The sequence below is a fragment of the Pseudomonas sp. Pseusp97 genome (genome assembly GCF_047304025.1).
In the GTDB taxonomy this organism is placed as follows: Bacteria; Pseudomonadota; Gammaproteobacteria; order Pseudomonadales; family Pseudomonadaceae; genus Pseudomonas.
In genome coordinates this window covers 1-14,370 of record NZ_JBGLYK010000052.1, presented here as the reverse complement: position 1 = coordinate 14,370, position 14,370 = coordinate 1, and the positions used below count along the sequence as shown (strand labels likewise).

Genomic DNA, 14,370 nt, shown 5'->3' with positions numbered 1-14,370 from the left:
CCCTCCGCTTCACCGGCCCCTGAGAAAACACGGGCCGGGCGGCTACAGAAAGCCTCGTAGCATACATGACCCCCACCCGAGCCGGTAGCCCGCGCCGTTTGTCGCGCGCTCGGTGTCACGCGGGGTGGCCCGCTAAGCTTTGCCTGAGGGCGGGAGGTTTCCGCCTGTCTTGAGGTGACTGATGGCTGAGCTGCATCGCGCAAGTGCTTCGGGTTCCGGTCTGTATGAACGGTTGTTGCAACGACTCGCGCTGGCCCTGGATGAGGCCGATACCGCTGAGCGACTACGTGACGAATGCCCAGTGGAACTGGAGTTGCGCGGTTTGAGCAGTGCCGAGATGGAGTTGATCAGGGCTTATCTGGACCAGGACGTGAACTGGCTGCGCGGCTGGCATGCCGCGGCGGAAGAGCTCGCCATGCTGGAGCGTGCGCCGGTGCGTACGCCGCGCCATGTTCGCCCACCTGCTGCTCCCAGTCGTCTGCGCCTGGTGCCGCGCCCGCAATCGCTGCAATGCGCGCTTTGCGGTTCGCCCGTGGCCTGGAGCCGCAACCAGGGCGTGCTGCCCTGCACCTCCTGCGGTTCGCAGCTGTTCCGCAACGCGAAAGCACGCTGATTCTTCCTCGATCCGTTAGGCTTGGCGCCTCGACAAGGAGTCGCCATGCCGATCCGCTTCATCCTCAAACAGATTTTCATGCCGCCGGGATTGCTCCTGCTGTTGCTGCTGCTTGGCTTCGTGCTGCGCCGGCGCTATCCGCGCTTGTCGGTGTTCTGCTTCTTTTCCGGTTTCCTCGGCCTGCTGGTGATGAGCCTGCCGGTGACGGTGGAGTGGGGCGCGCGCCAGCTGGAGCAGCAGGAGCCGCTCAAGCAAGCGGAGTGGGCAGGGCTGGCGCAGCGTGCGGACGCCATCGTGGTGCTGGGCGCCGGCCGGGTGCGCGGGGATCGTGCCTGGGACGAGGACCAGCCCGGCCTGATGGCCCGCGAGCGCATTCGCTATGCTGCGCGCCTGGCCAAGGCCAGCGGCCTGCCGGTGCTGACCTCCGGCGGCCTGCATTACGGCACGCCGCCCTCTGAGGCGCGGATCATGGCGCAGAGCCTGCTGGACGATTACGGCGTGCCGGTGCGCTGGGAAGAGGGCCGTAGCCGCACGACCTGGGAGAATGCCCAGTTCAGCGCGCAGATGCTGCGCGAGGCAGGTATCAGGCGGGTGGTCCTGGTCACCAGTGCCATTCACATGCCGCGCTCGATCTGGAGCTTCGAGAAGGCCGGGCTGGAAGTGGTGCCCGTACCCTCGGGCTATATCGGCACGGACGACGTGGTGCCCATGGGCGGCTGGCTGCCTGAAGGACGGGCGATCTGGCAGAGCGGGCAGTTGCTCAACGAGGCGATCGGGTTGGCGGGGTATCGGTTGTTCTACTGATAGGGGCGGCGTGATGCGGTTCGCGAGCGAGCTCGCTCCTACAGGCGAGGCTCCGCGCTGGTAGGAGCGAGCTTGCTCGCGAACCCGACTTTCATAACGAAAAGGGCCTCGCGATGAGGCCCTTTTCGCTGGGATGAAATCGTAGGGCGCATAACGCGCCCGCGTTATCCGCCGCGAGGTAATCGGCGGATAACCCGTTCCGGGTTATGCGCCCTATGGGCCCTATGCGGTTCGCGAGCAAGCTCGCTCCTACAGGCGGGGATCCGCTCTGGTAGGAGCGAGCTTGCTCTCGAACCCGGCTCTCATAATGAAAAGGGCCTCGCGATGAGGCCCTTTTCGTGGGAGTCAGCCGAACAGCCGGCGCTCTTCCGGATGCGTGCGGCGGCGCACCAGCGCCCAGACCAGCAGCACGCCGCTGAGAATGGCCAGCGGCCAGACGCGCCACTGCAGGTACGGCGTAAGGCCCTGCATCGGCACCACTTCACCGCGCAGGACGCCTTGCTGGAACTGCGGAATCTGCACCGCCAGCTTGCCGAACGGGTCGATCAGCGCGGTGACGCCGTTGTTGGTGCCGCGCACCATCCAGCGCCCGGCTTCGAGGGCGCGCATCTGCGCCATCTGCAGGTGCTGCAGCGGGCCGATGGAGGTGCCGAACCAGGCATCGTTGCTGATGGTCAGCAGCAACTGGCTCTGCGCGGCGAGCTCGGCGGCGAATTCCGGGTAGACCACTTCGTAGCAGATGTACGGCGCCACGCTGTAGCCCTTGGCCTTGAGCAGCGGCTGGTCGGCCGGGCCGCGGGCGAAGTCGGACATGGGCAGGTCGAAGAAGGCGATCAGGCCGCGCAGCAGGTCCTGCAGCGGAACGTATTCACCGAAGGGCACCAGCTTCTGCTTGAGGTAGTTGCCGCTGCCTTCGCCGACCACGGTGATGCCGTTGTAGTAGCGAATGCCCTCGGCGGTCTTCTCGCGCACCGGCACGCCGGTGATGAGCGCGGCCTTCTTGGCGGTGGCGACGCCGTTGATCATCTCCAGGTAGCCGGTGGCCTGGTCCTTGAGTACCGGGACGGCGGTTTCCGGCCAGACGATCAGGTCGACGCCGTTCTGCTCGGAGGTCAGGTCGCGGTACAGCTCCAGCTGGTGGGTGATGGCCTTGGGGTCCCACTTCATTTCCTGGGCGATGTTGCCCTGCAGAGCGGCGACCTTCAGCGGTGCGCCGGCCGGGGTGGTCCAGGCGTGGCCCTTGTAGCCCAGGCCCACGGCCCAGGGAGCGATCAGCAGGACCAGGCCGGTGACCAGGCGCGCGGGGCGCCGGGTCAGGGCCGGGATATTGATGAGCAGCGCGCCGGTCAGGGCGATGCCGAACGACACCAGCCACACGCCGCCCAGCGGGGCGAGGCCGGCCAGCGGGCCTTCGAGCTGGCTGTAGCCGGCGTAGAGCCAGGGGAAGCCGGTGAGGAACCAGCTGCGGAACAGTTCCAGCACCACCCACAACGCGGCGAAGGCCAGTGCGTCGCTGACCGGCGCGTTGTTGCGGCGGAAGAATTTCGCCCAGACCCAGGCGGGCAGCGCGAAGAAGAAGGCCACGCCGGCACTGAAGCCGCCGACGAGGAAGCCGGCGAGCGGGCCGGAGGCGCCGCCGAAGTTGTGGATGCTGAAGTAGATCCAGCTGGTGCCGGCGATGAAGGCGCCGAAGCCATACCACCAGCCGCGCCATAGCGCCGATCCGGGAGTGGTGCCGCGCAGGCCGAGGTAGAACAGGGCCAGCGAGAGCACCGCCAGCGGCCAGTAGCCGAACGGGGCCAGGGTCAGCGGGGTGAGCGCGCCAGCGGCCAGGGCGAGCAGATGGCCTGGCAGGCCGGGTCGGGTGATCCAGCGCATCGGAAATCCTTGTTGCGGTTAAGCGATGCGCAAGAGTAATGGAGAGACGAACGGTAGGCTATGGGGATGAAAGCCAAAAGCCATGAGCTGACTGCGGCAGGGTGTTGCAGGAAAGATCGGGGTTAGTTGTAGGAGCGAGCTGGCTCGCGAACGTGCCCGCAGCGGGATTGGTTCGCGAGCAAGCTCGCTCCTACAGGTGCTGGCGTCAGTCCTGCAGCGGGGTCAGGCGCAGCAGGTGCAGCCGGCGGCTGTCCGCATTGAGAACGCGGAAGCGGAAACCGCCCAGTTCGGTGGTCTCGTTGCGCTTGGGCAGGTGGCCGAAGGCGCTCATCACCACACCGCCGACGGTGTCGAATTCCTCGTCGGAGAATTCCGCACCGAAGAAATCGTTGAAGGCCTCTACCGGAGTCAGCGCCTTGACGATGAAGTCACCGCTGGGCAGCGGCTTGATGTAGCTGTCTTCCTCGACGTCGTGCTCGTCCTCGATGTCGCCGACGATCTGTTCCAGCACGTCCTCGATGGTCACCAGCCCCGCTACGCCGCCGTATTCGTCGATGACGATGGCCATGTGGTTGCGGTTGGCGCGGAACTCGCGCAACAACACGTTCAGGCGCTTGGACTCGGGCACGAAGGTGGCCGGGCGCAGCAGGTCCTTGATGTTGAAGGCGTGGTTCTGGTCGTGAAGGATCAGCGGCAGGAGGTCCTTGGCCAGGAGGACACCCATGATGTCGTCCAGGCTCTCGCCGATCACCGGATAGCGCGAATGCGCCGCTTCGATGATGGCGGGCAGGAAATCGGCCGGCTTCTGCGTCGACTTGATGGAGATCATCTGCGAGCGCGGGATCATGATGTCGCGAACCTGGAGGTCCGCCACCTGGATCGCGCCTTCGACGATCGACAACGCTTCGCTGTCGATCAGCTTGTTGTCGTGGGCTTCGCGCAGCAGCTCAAGCAGCTCCTGGCGATTTCTCGGCTCATGGGCAAAAGCCTGGGTGATCTTGTCCAACCATGACTTGTGCCCATTGCTCGATCGGTCTTCGCTCATCTTTTCCTTGCTCGGTGGCTTTTATTCTTCATCGGCCGCGTACGGGTCAGGATGACCCAGTTCGGCCAGCAATTCCCGTTCCAGGCCTTCCATTTCCTCGGCTTCGGCATCATCGATGTGATCGTAGCCGAGCAGGTGGAGGCAGCCATGGATGACGAGGTGGGCCCAGTGGGCCTCGGCGGACTTGCCCTGTTCGGCGGCCTCGCGGGTGACCACGGGGGCGCAGATCACCAGGTCGCCGAGCAGCGGGATGTCCAGCAGCTCGTCGGGAACGTCGGCGGGGAAGGACAGTACGTTGGTGGCGTAGTCCTTGTGTCGCCAGGTCTTGTTCAGTTCGCGCCCTTCGCCTTCGTCCACCAGGCGGATGGTGAGTTCCGAATCATTGGTGCGCTGGCGCAGGGCCAGTTCGCACCAGAGCCGGAACTGCGCTTCGCTCGGCAGGCCAGGCGCTTGCGAGGCGACCTGCAGGTCGAGTTCAAGCATGCTTGTTGCCCTGGCTTTCCCCACCGGTGAGGCGGTTCTCGTAGGCGTCGTAGGCATCGACGATGCGCTGCACCAGCGGGTGGCGCACCACGTCCTTGGACTTGAAGTGGGTGAAGCTGATGCCGGGGACGTCGCGCAGCACTTCCATCACGTGCTTCAAGCCCGAGCGCGTGCCTTTGGGCAGGTCGACCTGGGTGACGTCGCCGGTGATCACCGCGGTGGAGCCGAAGCCGATGCGGGTGAGGAACATCTTCATCTGTTCCATCGTGGTGTTCTGGCTTTCGTCGAGGATGATGAAGCTGTTGTTCAGCGTCCGGCCGCGCATGTAGGCCAGCGGCGCGACTTCGATCACCTGGCGCTCGATCAGCTTGGCGACGGTCTCGAAGCCGAGCATCTCGTACAGCGCGTCGTACAGCGGGCGCAGGTAAGGGTCGATCTTCTGCGACAGGTCGCCGGGCAGGAAACCGAGCTTCTCGCCGGCCTCGACCGCCGGGCGCACCAGCAGGATGCGGCGGATCTGCTCGCGCTCCAGGGCGTCCACGGCGCAGGCCACGGCGAGGTAGGTCTTGCCGGTACCGGCCGGGCCGATGCCGAAGTTGATGTCGTGGTCGAGGATGGCCTTCACGTAGCGCTGCTGGTTCGCACCGCGCGGGCGGATGTGCGCCTTGCGTGTCTTGAGCGTCACCAGCGGGGCGGCGGGCTCGGTGGCCAGCTCTTCCAGGCCGGATTCCTGCAGGAACAGGTGGACCATGTCTGGCGTCAGCTCGGTGCCGTTCTGCACTTCCCGGTAGAGGCGCTGCAGGAGGTTTTCGGCGGCTTGGGTGCGCTCGGGCTCACCGACCAGTTCGAACTGGTTGCCGCGATTGCGGATCTCGATGCCGAGGCGCTTCTCGATCTGGTGCAGGTGTTCGTCGAACTGGCCGCACAGGTTGGCGAAGCTGCGGGCCTCGAAGGGCTCGAGCATGAAACGATGGATATCCAGGGGGGCGTTCAAGGGCTGTCTAGGTCGCCGTGCTGCAAAGGAAGATGGTCGAAGGATAACCCCAGGCGACTGAGTACGAAAGTTCAGTCGCCATCGGGAGATTCAACGGTCGGTTGTCAGTGACGTGCTTCCACTGTCAGGAGTGCGCTTCCACGAGAGTCGCGCGCAGGGAGTTGGGCAGCGCCTCGTAGATTTCCACGTCGACGAACTGGCCGATCAGGCGCGGATTGTCGCAGCGGAAATTGACTACGCGGTTGTTCTCGGTGCGTCCCTGCAGCTGGCCGGGGTCGCGCTTGGCATAGTCGGTGACGAGGATGCGCTGGACGGTGCCGACCATCCGTCGGCTGATCTCGAAGCCCTGCTGGTTGAGGCGGCTGTTGAGGATCAGCAGGCGCTGCTTCTTCACTTCGTCCGGCGTGTCGTCGACCAGGTCGGCGGCGGGGGTGCCCGGGCGCGAGCTGTAGATGAAGGAGAAGGAGAAGTCGAAGCCGACGTCTTCCACCAGCTTCAGGGTCTGCTCGAAATCCTTCTCGGTTTCGCCGGGGAAGCCGACGATGAAATCCGAGCTGATGCAGATGTCCGGCACCGCGGCTTTCAGCTTGCGGATGCGCGACTTGTATTCCAGCGCGGTGTGGTTGCGCTTCATGGCCGCGAGGATGCGGTCGGAACCGGCCTGCACCGGCAGGTGGACGAACTTCACCAGTTGCGGCACTTCGGCGTGGGCGGCGATCAGCGAGTCGGAGAATTCCAGCGGGTGCGAGGTGGTGTAGCGGATGCGCTCGATGCCATCGACCTCGGCGACCACGCGGATCAGTTCGGCGAAGTCGGCGATGCGCCCGTCGTGGGTCGGGCCGCGATAGCCGTTGACGTTCTGTCCCAGCAGGGTGACTTCCTTCACGCCGTTCTCGGCGAGGTGGATCACCTCGGCCAGTACGTCGTCGAACGGGCGGCTGACTTCCTCGCCACGGGTGTAGGGCACCACGCAGAAGGTGCAGTACTTGCTGCAGCCCTCCATCACCGAGACGAAGGCGGTGGGGCCGTCGACGCGGGGCTCGGGCAGGCGGTCGAACTTCTCGATCTCCGGGAAGGACACGTCCACCTGCGGTTTGCGGGTGGTGCGGGCGGCGTCGATCATTTCCGGCAGGCGATGCAGGGTCTGCGGGCCGAAGACTACGTCGACGTAGGGCGCTCGCTCGCGGATCGCCGCGCCTTCCTGGCTGGCCACGCAGCCGCCGACGCCGATAACAAGGTTCGGGTTCTGCTGCTTGAGGACGCGCCAGGCGCCCAGCTCGGAGAACACCTTCTCCTGTGCCTTCTCGCGGATGGAGCAGGTGTTGAGCAGGATGACGTCGGCTTCTTCGGCCTTCTCGGTGATTTCCATGGCCTGGTGTTCACCCAGCAGATCGGCCATGCGCGAGCTGTCGTACTCGTTCATCTGGCAACCGTGGGTCTGGATAAAAAGCTTCTTGGCCATGGAATCAGTCTTGAGCTGGTTAAAAAATGACCGCGCATTATATGCCTCGAAGCCGGTGTCTACCAGCGGCGGCCATGCGCGGCGGCTGTCTGTGCTATGCTGCGTGCCCTTTTTGCAAAGCTGTCGTCCTTCGTTCATGAGCAAGCGCGAGAACCCGATCTACAAGGTGGTCTTCCTCAACCAGGGCCAGGTGTACGAGATGTATGCCAAGCAGATCTACCAGAGCGATCTGTGGGGCTTCCTGGAGATCGAGGAGTTCGTCTTCGGCGAGCGCACCCAGGTGGTGGTGGACCCCAGCGAGGAGAAGCTCAAGGCGCAGTTCGATGGCGTCATCCGCAGCTTCGTGCCGCTGCACTCGATCATCCGCATCGACGAAGTGGAGCGCCTGGGCACCGCGAAGATCAGCGAGGCCAAGCCCAGCGGCAACGTGATGCCGTTCCCCATGCCGATGCCCAGCAAGGACAGCTGACGCTCAGCTTTTTGCTTTTCGTAGGAGCGAGCTTGCTCGCGAACCGCTCAGCACCGAAGTCATCCGTGCAGCCCTGTTCGCGAGCAAGCTCGCTCCTACAGTGTATGCGGGCCTGGCGCGCGGCCTAGGGCAACGGCGAGAACGGCGAGTTGCCGGCGGTCTGCAGTTCGATCAGGTAGTTGCGAAAGATCTGCCCGAGCACCTTGGTGGCGATGTCCAGTTCGTCCTTGTTCATCTGCTCGGCGACCAGGTCGGCGCTGTCCATGGCGTCTTCGGCGCCGTTGACCGCGGCCATCTTCAGCACGATATAGGCCTGCACGTTGTTGGCCTTCACGCCTTCGCCGCGGAAGAACATGGTGCCCAGGCGCAGCTGCGCGTCGGCGTGGCCCTGCAGCGAAGCCTTCTCGTACCAGTGCAGGGCGGCCTGGAAGTCGCGCGGGGCGCGCTCGCCGGTGTAGAAGAATTCCCCCAGTTCGAACTGGGCCTGGGCGTCGCCGGCATTGGCGGCCTGCTGGCAGGTGGCCAGGGCCTGTTGCAGCTGTTCGGGCACGGTGTTCAGGGTGCAGCGTCCGGTGGCTGGAATCAGCAGCGAGTTGCCGCCCGCCTGAGTGAACAGGGGCAGTGCGAGCAACAGGCAACCCAGCAGGGTGCGACCGGAACGGTACATGGGGAGAAACGGCCTCCAGGATCGGGGCGGGTAAAACCCGGCCAGCGAAGTGCGCCAGCCTTCACATTATGAAATAAGCAGGCGCTTCCTTACAAAGTCTTTACCTTCTTTTCTGTTTTTTTGTCAGAAAGCGGCGACAACTTACGGGCGGTGCAAGGCGCGGATAAAGCCCTGGAAACAGCGGGGCAGAGCGGAAGGCGCCCGCGGGCGCCTTCGCAAGGAGCGTCACTTGAGGGCGGCGAAGGCGCGCTCGGCGGCATCCAGGGTCAGCTTCAGCTCGGTTTCGCCGTGGGCGATGGAGGTGAAACCGGCCTCGAAGGCGCTCGGCGCAAGGTAGACGCCTGCGTCCAGCATCAGGTGGAAGAAGCGCTTGAAGCGCTCCACGTCGCTGCCCATGACATCTTCGAAGGTGATGATGTCGTCGGCGCCGCTGAAGTACAGGCCGAACATGGCGGCACCCGCCTGGGTGGTCACGAACGGCACGCCGGCGGCGTCGGCGCGGTCCTGCAGGCCTTGCAGCATGCGGGTGGTGTAGCTGGTCAGCTCGTCGTGGAAGCCGGGGCGGCTGATCAGGCGCAGGGTGGTCAGGCCGGCGGCCATGGCCAGCGGGTTGCCCGACAGGGTGCCGGCCTGGTAGACCGGGCCGAGCGGGGAGATGTGCTCCATGATCTCGCGCTTGCCGCCGAAGGCGCCGACGGGCATGCCGCCACCGATGATCTTGCCGAAGGTCGAGAGGTCCGGGGTGATGCCGTAGTGCGCCTGGGCGCCGCCCAGGGCCACGCGGAAGCCGGTCATGACTTCGTCGAAGATCAGCACCACGCCGTACTGGTCGCACAGGCTGCGCAGGCCTTCGAGGAAGCCGGCGGTCGGCGGCACGCAGTTCATGTTGCCGGCGACCGGCTCGACGATGATGCACGCCACTTCCTTGCCGACTTCGGCCAGGGTCTTCTCCACCGCGGCGATGTCGTTATAGGGCAGGGTCAGGGTGTGCTTGGCGAAGGCCGCCGGTACGCCCGGGGAGTTCGGTACACCGAAGGTCAGTGCGCCGGAGCCGGCTTTCACCAGCAGGCTGTCGGAGTGGCCGTGGTAGCAGCCTTCGAACTTGATGATGCTGTCGCGGCCGGTGTAGCCGCGGGCCAGGCGGATGGCGCTCATGGTCGCTTCGGTGCCGGAGCTGACCATGCGCACCATGTCCATGGACGGCACCAGGGAGCAGACCAGGTCGGCCATTTCCACTTCCAGCGCAGTCGGCGCGCCGTAGGACAGGCCGTGGTCGAGCTGCTTGCGCACGGCATCCAGCACGTCCGGGTGGCTGTGGCCGAGGATCATCGGGCCCCAGGAGCCGACGTAGTCGACATAGCGCTTGTCATCCTCGTCCACCACGTACGCGCCTTCAGCGTGCTTGAAGAACAGCGGGGTGCCGCCGACGCTCTTGAACGCGCGCACCGGCGAGTTCACGCCACCGGGGATGTGTTTCTGAGCATTGGCGAAAAGCGTTTCGGAACGGGACATGGTGTACCTCGCAAAGCTGTGAAGGGCTGGGCGCGTGGCGCTCAGCGGGTTTCGAAGAGTTGGCTGAAGGCGCGGGCGCGCTGCTCGACTTCCGCCGGGGAGTCGGCGGCGAACAGGGCGTGGATCACGGCGATCATGTCGGCGCCGCGGGCGATCAGCTCGGGTGCGTTGTCCAGGGTCACGCCGCCGATGGTCACCAGCGGCACGTTGAAGCGGGCCTTGGCCTGTTCCAGCAGTTCCACGCTGGCGGCGGAGGCACCCGGTTTGGTCTGGGAGGCGAAGAAGCGGCCGAAGGCGACGTAGCTGGCGCCCTCGGCGATGGCTTTCTCGGCCATATCGAGGCTGGCGTGGCAGGTGCCGCCAATGACCGCATTGCGGCCGAGCAGGGCGCGGGCGGCGGCCAGCGAGCCGTCGGTCTGCCCCAGGTGCACGCTGACGCCCAGGCGCGCGGCCAGTTCGGCGTCGTCGTTGATCAGCAGCGTGGCACCGTAGCGCGCGCAGAGCTCGCGCAGGGCCTCGGCTTCGCGCAGGCGGCGCGAGGCGTCGTCGGACTTGTCGCGGTACTGCAGCAGTTTGGCGCCGCCCTTCAGGGCGGCTTCGACGTAGGGCAGCAGGCGGCCGCCGTCGAGCAGCTGGCTGTCGGTGATGGCGTAGAGTCCGCGCAGTTTCATCACAACCTCGATTTCAGGCGCCCGCTGCGGCAGGCGCCGCACAGATTAAGAGCAATAGTCCAGCGGCAGGCGGCGCGGCACGTACTGGCCGTGGCCGGGCGCTTCCGCGTCGCGCAGGGTGCGCCAGGTGTAGTCCAGGGCGCTGCGCACCGCGCTCACCAGTTCCTCGCCCAGGGCCAGGCGGCCGGCGAGGGTGCTCGCCAGGGTGCAGCCCGAGCCATGGTAGCTGCCGGGCAGGCGCTGGCAGGTGAAGGTGTGGCGCTGGCCGTCGCGGGTGTACAGGCGATTGTGCACCTCGGACTCGTCGCCATGGCCACCGGTGATCAGCAGGGTCTGGATATAAGGCAGCAGCTTGTCGGCGCACTCGTCGGCGGTGCCCTCGGGCAGCTCGGCGAGGATGCGCGCTTCGGGCAGGTTCGGCGTGGCGACTGCGGCAATCGGCAGCAGGCGTTCGCGCATGGCGTAGCCGACGTCGTCCTTGCCCAGCGAGCCGCCACCGCCGGCGCGCAGCACCGGGTCGCAGACCAGCGGGATGCCCGGCAGCGACTGCATGATCTCGACCACCGTATCCACCATCTGCACCGAGCCGAGCATGCCCAGCTTGACCGCGGCCACCGGCAGGTCGGCGATCACCGCGTTGGCCTGGGCCAGCACCCACTCGCGGTCGAGCACGCGGAAGTCGGAAACGTTGACGGTATCCTGAACGGTCAGCGCGGTGACGGTGGGCGCCGCGTGGCAGCCTTGGGCGATCAGGGCTTCGATATCGGCCTGCAGGCCGGCGCCGCCACTGGGGTCGTGGCCGGACAGGCAGAGCACTACGGGACGGGAGGCAGGTGTTTTCATGGCGCGGGAGCTTATCACCAAAATGCGCTGCTGAGCTGACCGAACGGTCCGCTGCGCATCGCCCGGCCGCTACCCGTCCGTAGGGTCGAATGTCACGGGGCACAAGGCCTGTGCTAGAGTTCGCCGATTCCAACACAACGCCACCACGGCGCGCCAAAGCAGGAGATGGGGATCTCCGGCGCAGCTGTCGGCGGCACTGCGGGGCACCATGCGGCACTGGCTGATCTTCCTGATCCTTCTCATCCTCTCGCCAGTGGCGAGCGCCATCAGCTTCGACGAGCACGTCGGGCAGTTGCCCCTGGGGCGGGCGATGGATGTCTTCGAAGACGTGCGCGGCACGGCCGATATCGCCGAGATCAGCTCGCCGGCGCTGGCCGCCAGCTTCCGCCGCCACGAGCGCGACGTGCTCAATGCCGGCTATTCGCGCTCGGTGTTCTGGCTGCGCCTGGACCTGGACTACCAGCCGAGAGCTTCGAAAGACCCGGCCAACTGGCTGCTGGAGCTGGCCTACCCGCCGCTGGACAAGCTCGACCTCTACCTGCCCGACGGCCAGGGCGGCTTCAAGCTGGCCCAGCGTACCGGCGACACCCTGCCGTTCGGCAGTCGGCCGATCCGCCAGAACAACTACCTGTTCGACCTCAAGCTGGAGCCAGGCAAGCCGCTGCGCGTCTACCTGCGCCTGGAAAGCCAGGGCTCGATCCAGGCGCCGTTGACGCTGTGGTCGTCCAAGGCCTATCTGGAAGAGCAGCCGCAGCGCATCTACGTGCTGGGCATCATCTACGGCGTGCTGCTGGTGATGCTGATCTACAACCTGTTCATCTTCCTGAGCGTCCGCGACACCAGCTACCTCTATTACATCCTTTATATAGCTTCGTTCGGCTTCTACCAGGTCTCGGTCAACGGCGCGGGCATCGAATACTTCTGGCCCGACAGTCCCTGGTGGGCCAATGCCGCCACGCCCTTCCTGATCGGCTCGGCGGGCCTGTTCGGCTGCCAGTTCGCCCGCAGCTTCCTGCATACCCGCGAGCACAGCCTGTGGATCGACCGCGTCCTGCGCGTGCTGATGGGCGTGGGCGCGCTGGTGATGGTACTGGCGCTGACCGTCAGCTATGCCATTGCCCTGCGCCTGGCGACCTACCTGGCGCTGGCCTTCACCGTGGTGATCTTCACCGCCGGCATAGTCGCCTGGTTGCGCGGCATGCGCGTGGCGCGCTATTTCATCTTCGCCTGGAGCGCGTTCCTGATCGGCGGAGTGGTCAACACGCTGATGGTGCTGGGCCTGCTGCCCAACGTCTTCCTCACCATGTATGCCAGCCAGATCGGCTCGGCGCTGGAAGTCGGTCTGTTGTCCCTGGCCCTGGCGGACCGCATCAACGCCATGAAGGAGGAGCGCACGCGCATCCTCCAGGAAACCAGCCGCAAGCTGGAGCAGCTGAACCTGGAGCTGGCCAGCAGCAACCGCCTGAAGGACGAGTTCCTCGCCACGGTCACCCATGAACTGCGTACGCCCATGAGCGGGGTGATCGGTTCGCTGGAGCTGATGCAGACGGTGCCCATGGACATCGAGCTGGCCCAGTACCACAAGACCGCCACCGGCTCGGCGCGCGACATGATGCGCATGGTCAACGACATCCTCGCGCTGATCGAGTTGCAGGCCGGCAAGCTCTACCCGCGCCGCGAGCCGTTCAGCCTGCGCGGCCTGTGCGATGGCCTGCGCGCGCAGTACGCGCCACGCGCCGAGGAGCGCGGGCTGCGCTTCGTCCTGCAGCTGGACGAGAGCCTGCCCGACACCCTCGAGGGCGATGCCGGTAAGCTGACCCAGGCGCTCGGCTACCTGATCGACAACGCCATCAAGTTCACCCATCAGGGCGGCGTGAACCTGCGCGTTGGCGGCGCGCCGAACAATGATGGGCTGGCGCTGCGCATCGAGGTGCAGGACAGCGGTATCGGCTTCTCCACGCCATCCGACGGCGCGCTCTATCAGCGCTTCTTCCAGCTGGACGGTTCGCTGACCCGCGAGTACGGCGGCCTGGGCATCGGCCTGGCGCTGTGCCGCAAGCTGGTGGCGCTGCTGGGCGGCACCCTGACTCACGAGTCCGTGCCGGGGCAGGGCAGCCGCTTCGCCCTCGAACTGCAGGTTGGCCAGCCGATGCAGAGCATCGCCCCGCCGCCGCGTCGCGCGGGTGGCCAGGTGTTGCGCAGCCCGGACCAGTGCACCGTGCTGGTGGTCGAGGACAACGCCATCAACCAGCTGGTGATCCGCGGCATGCTGCTCAAGCTCGGTTACCGCGTGCGCACCGCCGACAATGGCGCCGAAGCCATCGAGCTGCTGCGTCGCGAAGCCATCGACACCGTGCTGCTGGATTGCCAGATGCCGGTGATGGACGGCTTCGCCACTTGCCGGGCGATCCGCACGCTGCCGGGCTGCACCGACCTGCCGGTGCTGGCCATCACCGCCCACAGCCACAGCGGCGACCGCGAGCGCTGCCTGGCTGCCGGGATGAATGACTACATGGCAAAGCCGGTGAAATTCGAGGAGTTGCAGGCGCTGCTGCATGACTGGCTGCTTTGCCAGCCGGCGCTGCCCAGTCCTGCCTGAAGCGAGAGAGATCAAGAGCCCCTCTCCCTAGCCCTCTCCCTGAAGGGAGAGGGGACTGTTCGGAGTGAGCGAATAGTCCTGCATTCACCGGCCGACACTGTCCTGTCCCTTTGCGCCGAATAGCTCCCTCTCCCTTCAGGGAGAGGGCGGGGGGAGAGGGCCCGCCCGAGCGTAGATGTATCCGTAGCAGACCGTAGGGCGGCCGTCGTGCCGTTCTGTTCGCGAGCAAGCTCGCTCCTACGAAGAGCGCGCCGGAGCTGGCCTGTAGGAGCGAGCTTGCTCGCGAACGGCCCTTGCGCTGATGCCATGGCTCTCGCGCTCCGCCCCAAA

13 protein-coding genes are annotated in these 14,370 nt (G+C 65.9%); 4 read left to right on the top strand and 9 right to left on the bottom strand.

Features of this window, described 5'->3' with window-relative positions; all coding sequences use genetic code 11:
• The first annotated feature begins 181 nt into the window (after nt 1-181).
• Both ACCC94_RS11785 and ACCC94_RS11780 read left to right on the top strand, forming a co-directional pair.
• The gene (locus tag ACCC94_RS11785; RefSeq protein WP_413349642.1) at nt 182-613 is read left to right on the top strand and encodes a hypothetical protein; all 432 of its coding nucleotides are present in this window, start codon (nt 182-184) and stop codon (nt 611-613) included.
• A 45-nt stretch (nt 614-658) separates the two neighbouring features.
• A complete protein-coding gene (locus ACCC94_RS11780) occupies nt 659-1,417 on the top strand; it encodes a YdcF family protein (RefSeq protein WP_413349641.1) in 759 nt (252 codons plus the stop codon).
• 345 nt (nt 1,418-1,762) lie between these two features.
• Here ACCC94_RS11780 and lnt read toward each other — a convergent pair whose 3' ends face one another.
• From lnt to miaB, 5 genes are all read right to left on the bottom strand, one after another.
• Nucleotides 1,763-3,295, bottom strand: a complete 1,533-nt coding sequence (lnt, locus tag ACCC94_RS11775; protein WP_413349640.1) for an apolipoprotein N-acyltransferase — start codon at nt 3,293-3,295, stop codon at nt 1,763-1,765.
• Nucleotides 3,296-3,500: 205 nt separating this feature from the next.
• Entirely contained in the window at nt 3,501-4,340 is an 840-nt protein-coding gene (locus tag ACCC94_RS11770) for an HlyC/CorC family transporter (protein WP_413349639.1), read from the bottom strand.
• 21 nt (nt 4,341-4,361) lie between these two features.
• On the bottom strand, nt 4,362-4,823 hold the full coding sequence (gene ybeY / locus ACCC94_RS11765) for an rRNA maturation RNase YbeY (protein WP_413349638.1): 462 nt from the start codon (nt 4,821-4,823) through the stop codon (nt 4,362-4,364).
• Nucleotides 4,816-5,817 (bottom strand): PhoH family protein, encoded by a 1,002-nt coding sequence (locus ACCC94_RS11760; protein WP_413349637.1) that lies wholly within the window; start codon nt 5,815-5,817, stop codon nt 4,816-4,818. The genes ybeY and ACCC94_RS11760 overlap by 8 nt, the downstream gene beginning before the upstream one ends.
• Before the next feature lie 124 nt (nt 5,818-5,941).
• On the bottom strand, nt 5,942-7,279 hold the full coding sequence (gene miaB, locus ACCC94_RS11755) for a tRNA (N6-isopentenyl adenosine(37)-C2)-methylthiotransferase MiaB (protein WP_413349636.1): 1,338 nt from the start codon (nt 7,277-7,279) through the stop codon (nt 5,942-5,944).
• Between the two features lie 136 nt (nt 7,280-7,415).
• Between miaB and ACCC94_RS11750 the strand changes: the two genes are divergently transcribed.
• Complete coding sequence (locus ACCC94_RS11750) at nt 7,416-7,748, top strand: DUF1820 family protein (protein ID WP_413349635.1); 333 nt, start codon at nt 7,416-7,418, stop codon at nt 7,746-7,748.
• A 124-nt stretch (nt 7,749-7,872) separates the two neighbouring features.
• On the opposite strand, the gene ACCC94_RS11745 is transcribed toward ACCC94_RS11750, so the two are convergent.
• From ACCC94_RS11745 to ACCC94_RS11730, 4 genes are all read right to left on the bottom strand, one after another.
• Nucleotides 7,873-8,415, bottom strand: coding sequence for a tetratricopeptide repeat protein (locus ACCC94_RS11745; RefSeq protein WP_413349634.1), 543 nt, complete (start codon nt 8,413-8,415; stop codon nt 7,873-7,875).
• A gap of 225 nt (nt 8,416-8,640) precedes the next feature.
• Nucleotides 8,641-9,927 (bottom strand): glutamate-1-semialdehyde 2,1-aminomutase, encoded by a 1,287-nt coding sequence (gene hemL / locus ACCC94_RS11740; protein WP_413349633.1) that lies wholly within the window; start codon nt 9,925-9,927, stop codon nt 8,641-8,643.
• 41 nt (nt 9,928-9,968) lie between these two features.
• Complete coding sequence (gene thiE / locus ACCC94_RS11735) at nt 9,969-10,598, bottom strand: thiamine phosphate synthase (protein ID WP_413349632.1); 630 nt, start codon at nt 10,596-10,598, stop codon at nt 9,969-9,971.
• Nucleotides 10,599-10,643: 45 nt separating this feature from the next.
• Nucleotides 10,644-11,441, bottom strand: coding sequence for a hydroxymethylpyrimidine/phosphomethylpyrimidine kinase (locus ACCC94_RS11730; protein ID WP_026079345.1), 798 nt, complete (start codon nt 11,439-11,441; stop codon nt 10,644-10,646).
• A 208-nt stretch (nt 11,442-11,649) separates the two neighbouring features.
• Here ACCC94_RS11730 and ACCC94_RS11725 point away from each other — a divergent pair, with 208 nt between their 5' ends.
• Nucleotides 11,650-14,040 carry a 7TM diverse intracellular signaling domain-containing protein gene (locus ACCC94_RS11725; RefSeq protein WP_413349631.1) on the top strand — a complete coding sequence of 797 codons (2,391 nt, stop codon included), beginning with the start codon at nt 11,650-11,652 and terminating at the stop codon, nt 14,038-14,040.
• Nucleotides 14,041-14,370: the final 330 nt, after the last annotated feature.

What these genes read in the sequence shown, in the direction of transcription:
- ACCC94_RS11750 (WP_413349635.1), top strand. Translation starts at nt 7,416, where the DNA reads ATGAGCAAGCGCGAGAACCCGATCTACAAGGTGGTCTTCCTCAACCAG.
- ACCC94_RS11780 (WP_413349641.1), top strand. Translation starts at nt 659, where the DNA reads ATGCCGATCCGCTTCATCCTCAAACAGATTTTCATGCCGCCGGGATTG.
- ACCC94_RS11770 (WP_413349639.1), bottom strand. Translation starts at nt 4,340, where the DNA reads ATGAGCGAAGACCGATCGAGCAATGGGCACAAGTCATGGTTGGACAAG.
- lnt (WP_413349640.1), bottom strand. Translation starts at nt 3,295, where the DNA reads ATGCGCTGGATCACCCGACCCGGCCTGCCAGGCCATCTGCTCGCCCTG.
- ACCC94_RS11730 (WP_026079345.1), bottom strand. Translation starts at nt 11,441, where the DNA reads ATGAAAACACCTGCCTCCCGTCCCGTAGTGCTCTGCCTGTCCGGCCAC.
- thiE (WP_413349632.1), bottom strand. Translation starts at nt 10,598, where the DNA reads ATGAAACTGCGCGGACTCTACGCCATCACCGACAGCCAGCTGCTCGAC.
- miaB (WP_413349636.1), bottom strand. Translation starts at nt 7,279, where the DNA reads ATGGCCAAGAAGCTTTTTATCCAGACCCACGGTTGCCAGATGAACGAG.
- hemL (WP_413349633.1), bottom strand. Translation starts at nt 9,927, where the DNA reads ATGTCCCGTTCCGAAACGCTTTTCGCCAATGCTCAGAAACACATCCCC.
- ybeY (WP_413349638.1), bottom strand. Translation starts at nt 4,823, where the DNA reads ATGCTTGAACTCGACCTGCAGGTCGCCTCGCAAGCGCCTGGCCTGCCG.
- ACCC94_RS11785 (WP_413349642.1), top strand. Translation starts at nt 182, where the DNA reads ATGGCTGAGCTGCATCGCGCAAGTGCTTCGGGTTCCGGTCTGTATGAA.
- ACCC94_RS11725 (WP_413349631.1), top strand. Translation starts at nt 11,650, where the DNA reads ATGCGGCACTGGCTGATCTTCCTGATCCTTCTCATCCTCTCGCCAGTG.
- ACCC94_RS11745 (WP_413349634.1), bottom strand. Translation starts at nt 8,415, where the DNA reads ATGTACCGTTCCGGTCGCACCCTGCTGGGTTGCCTGTTGCTCGCACTG.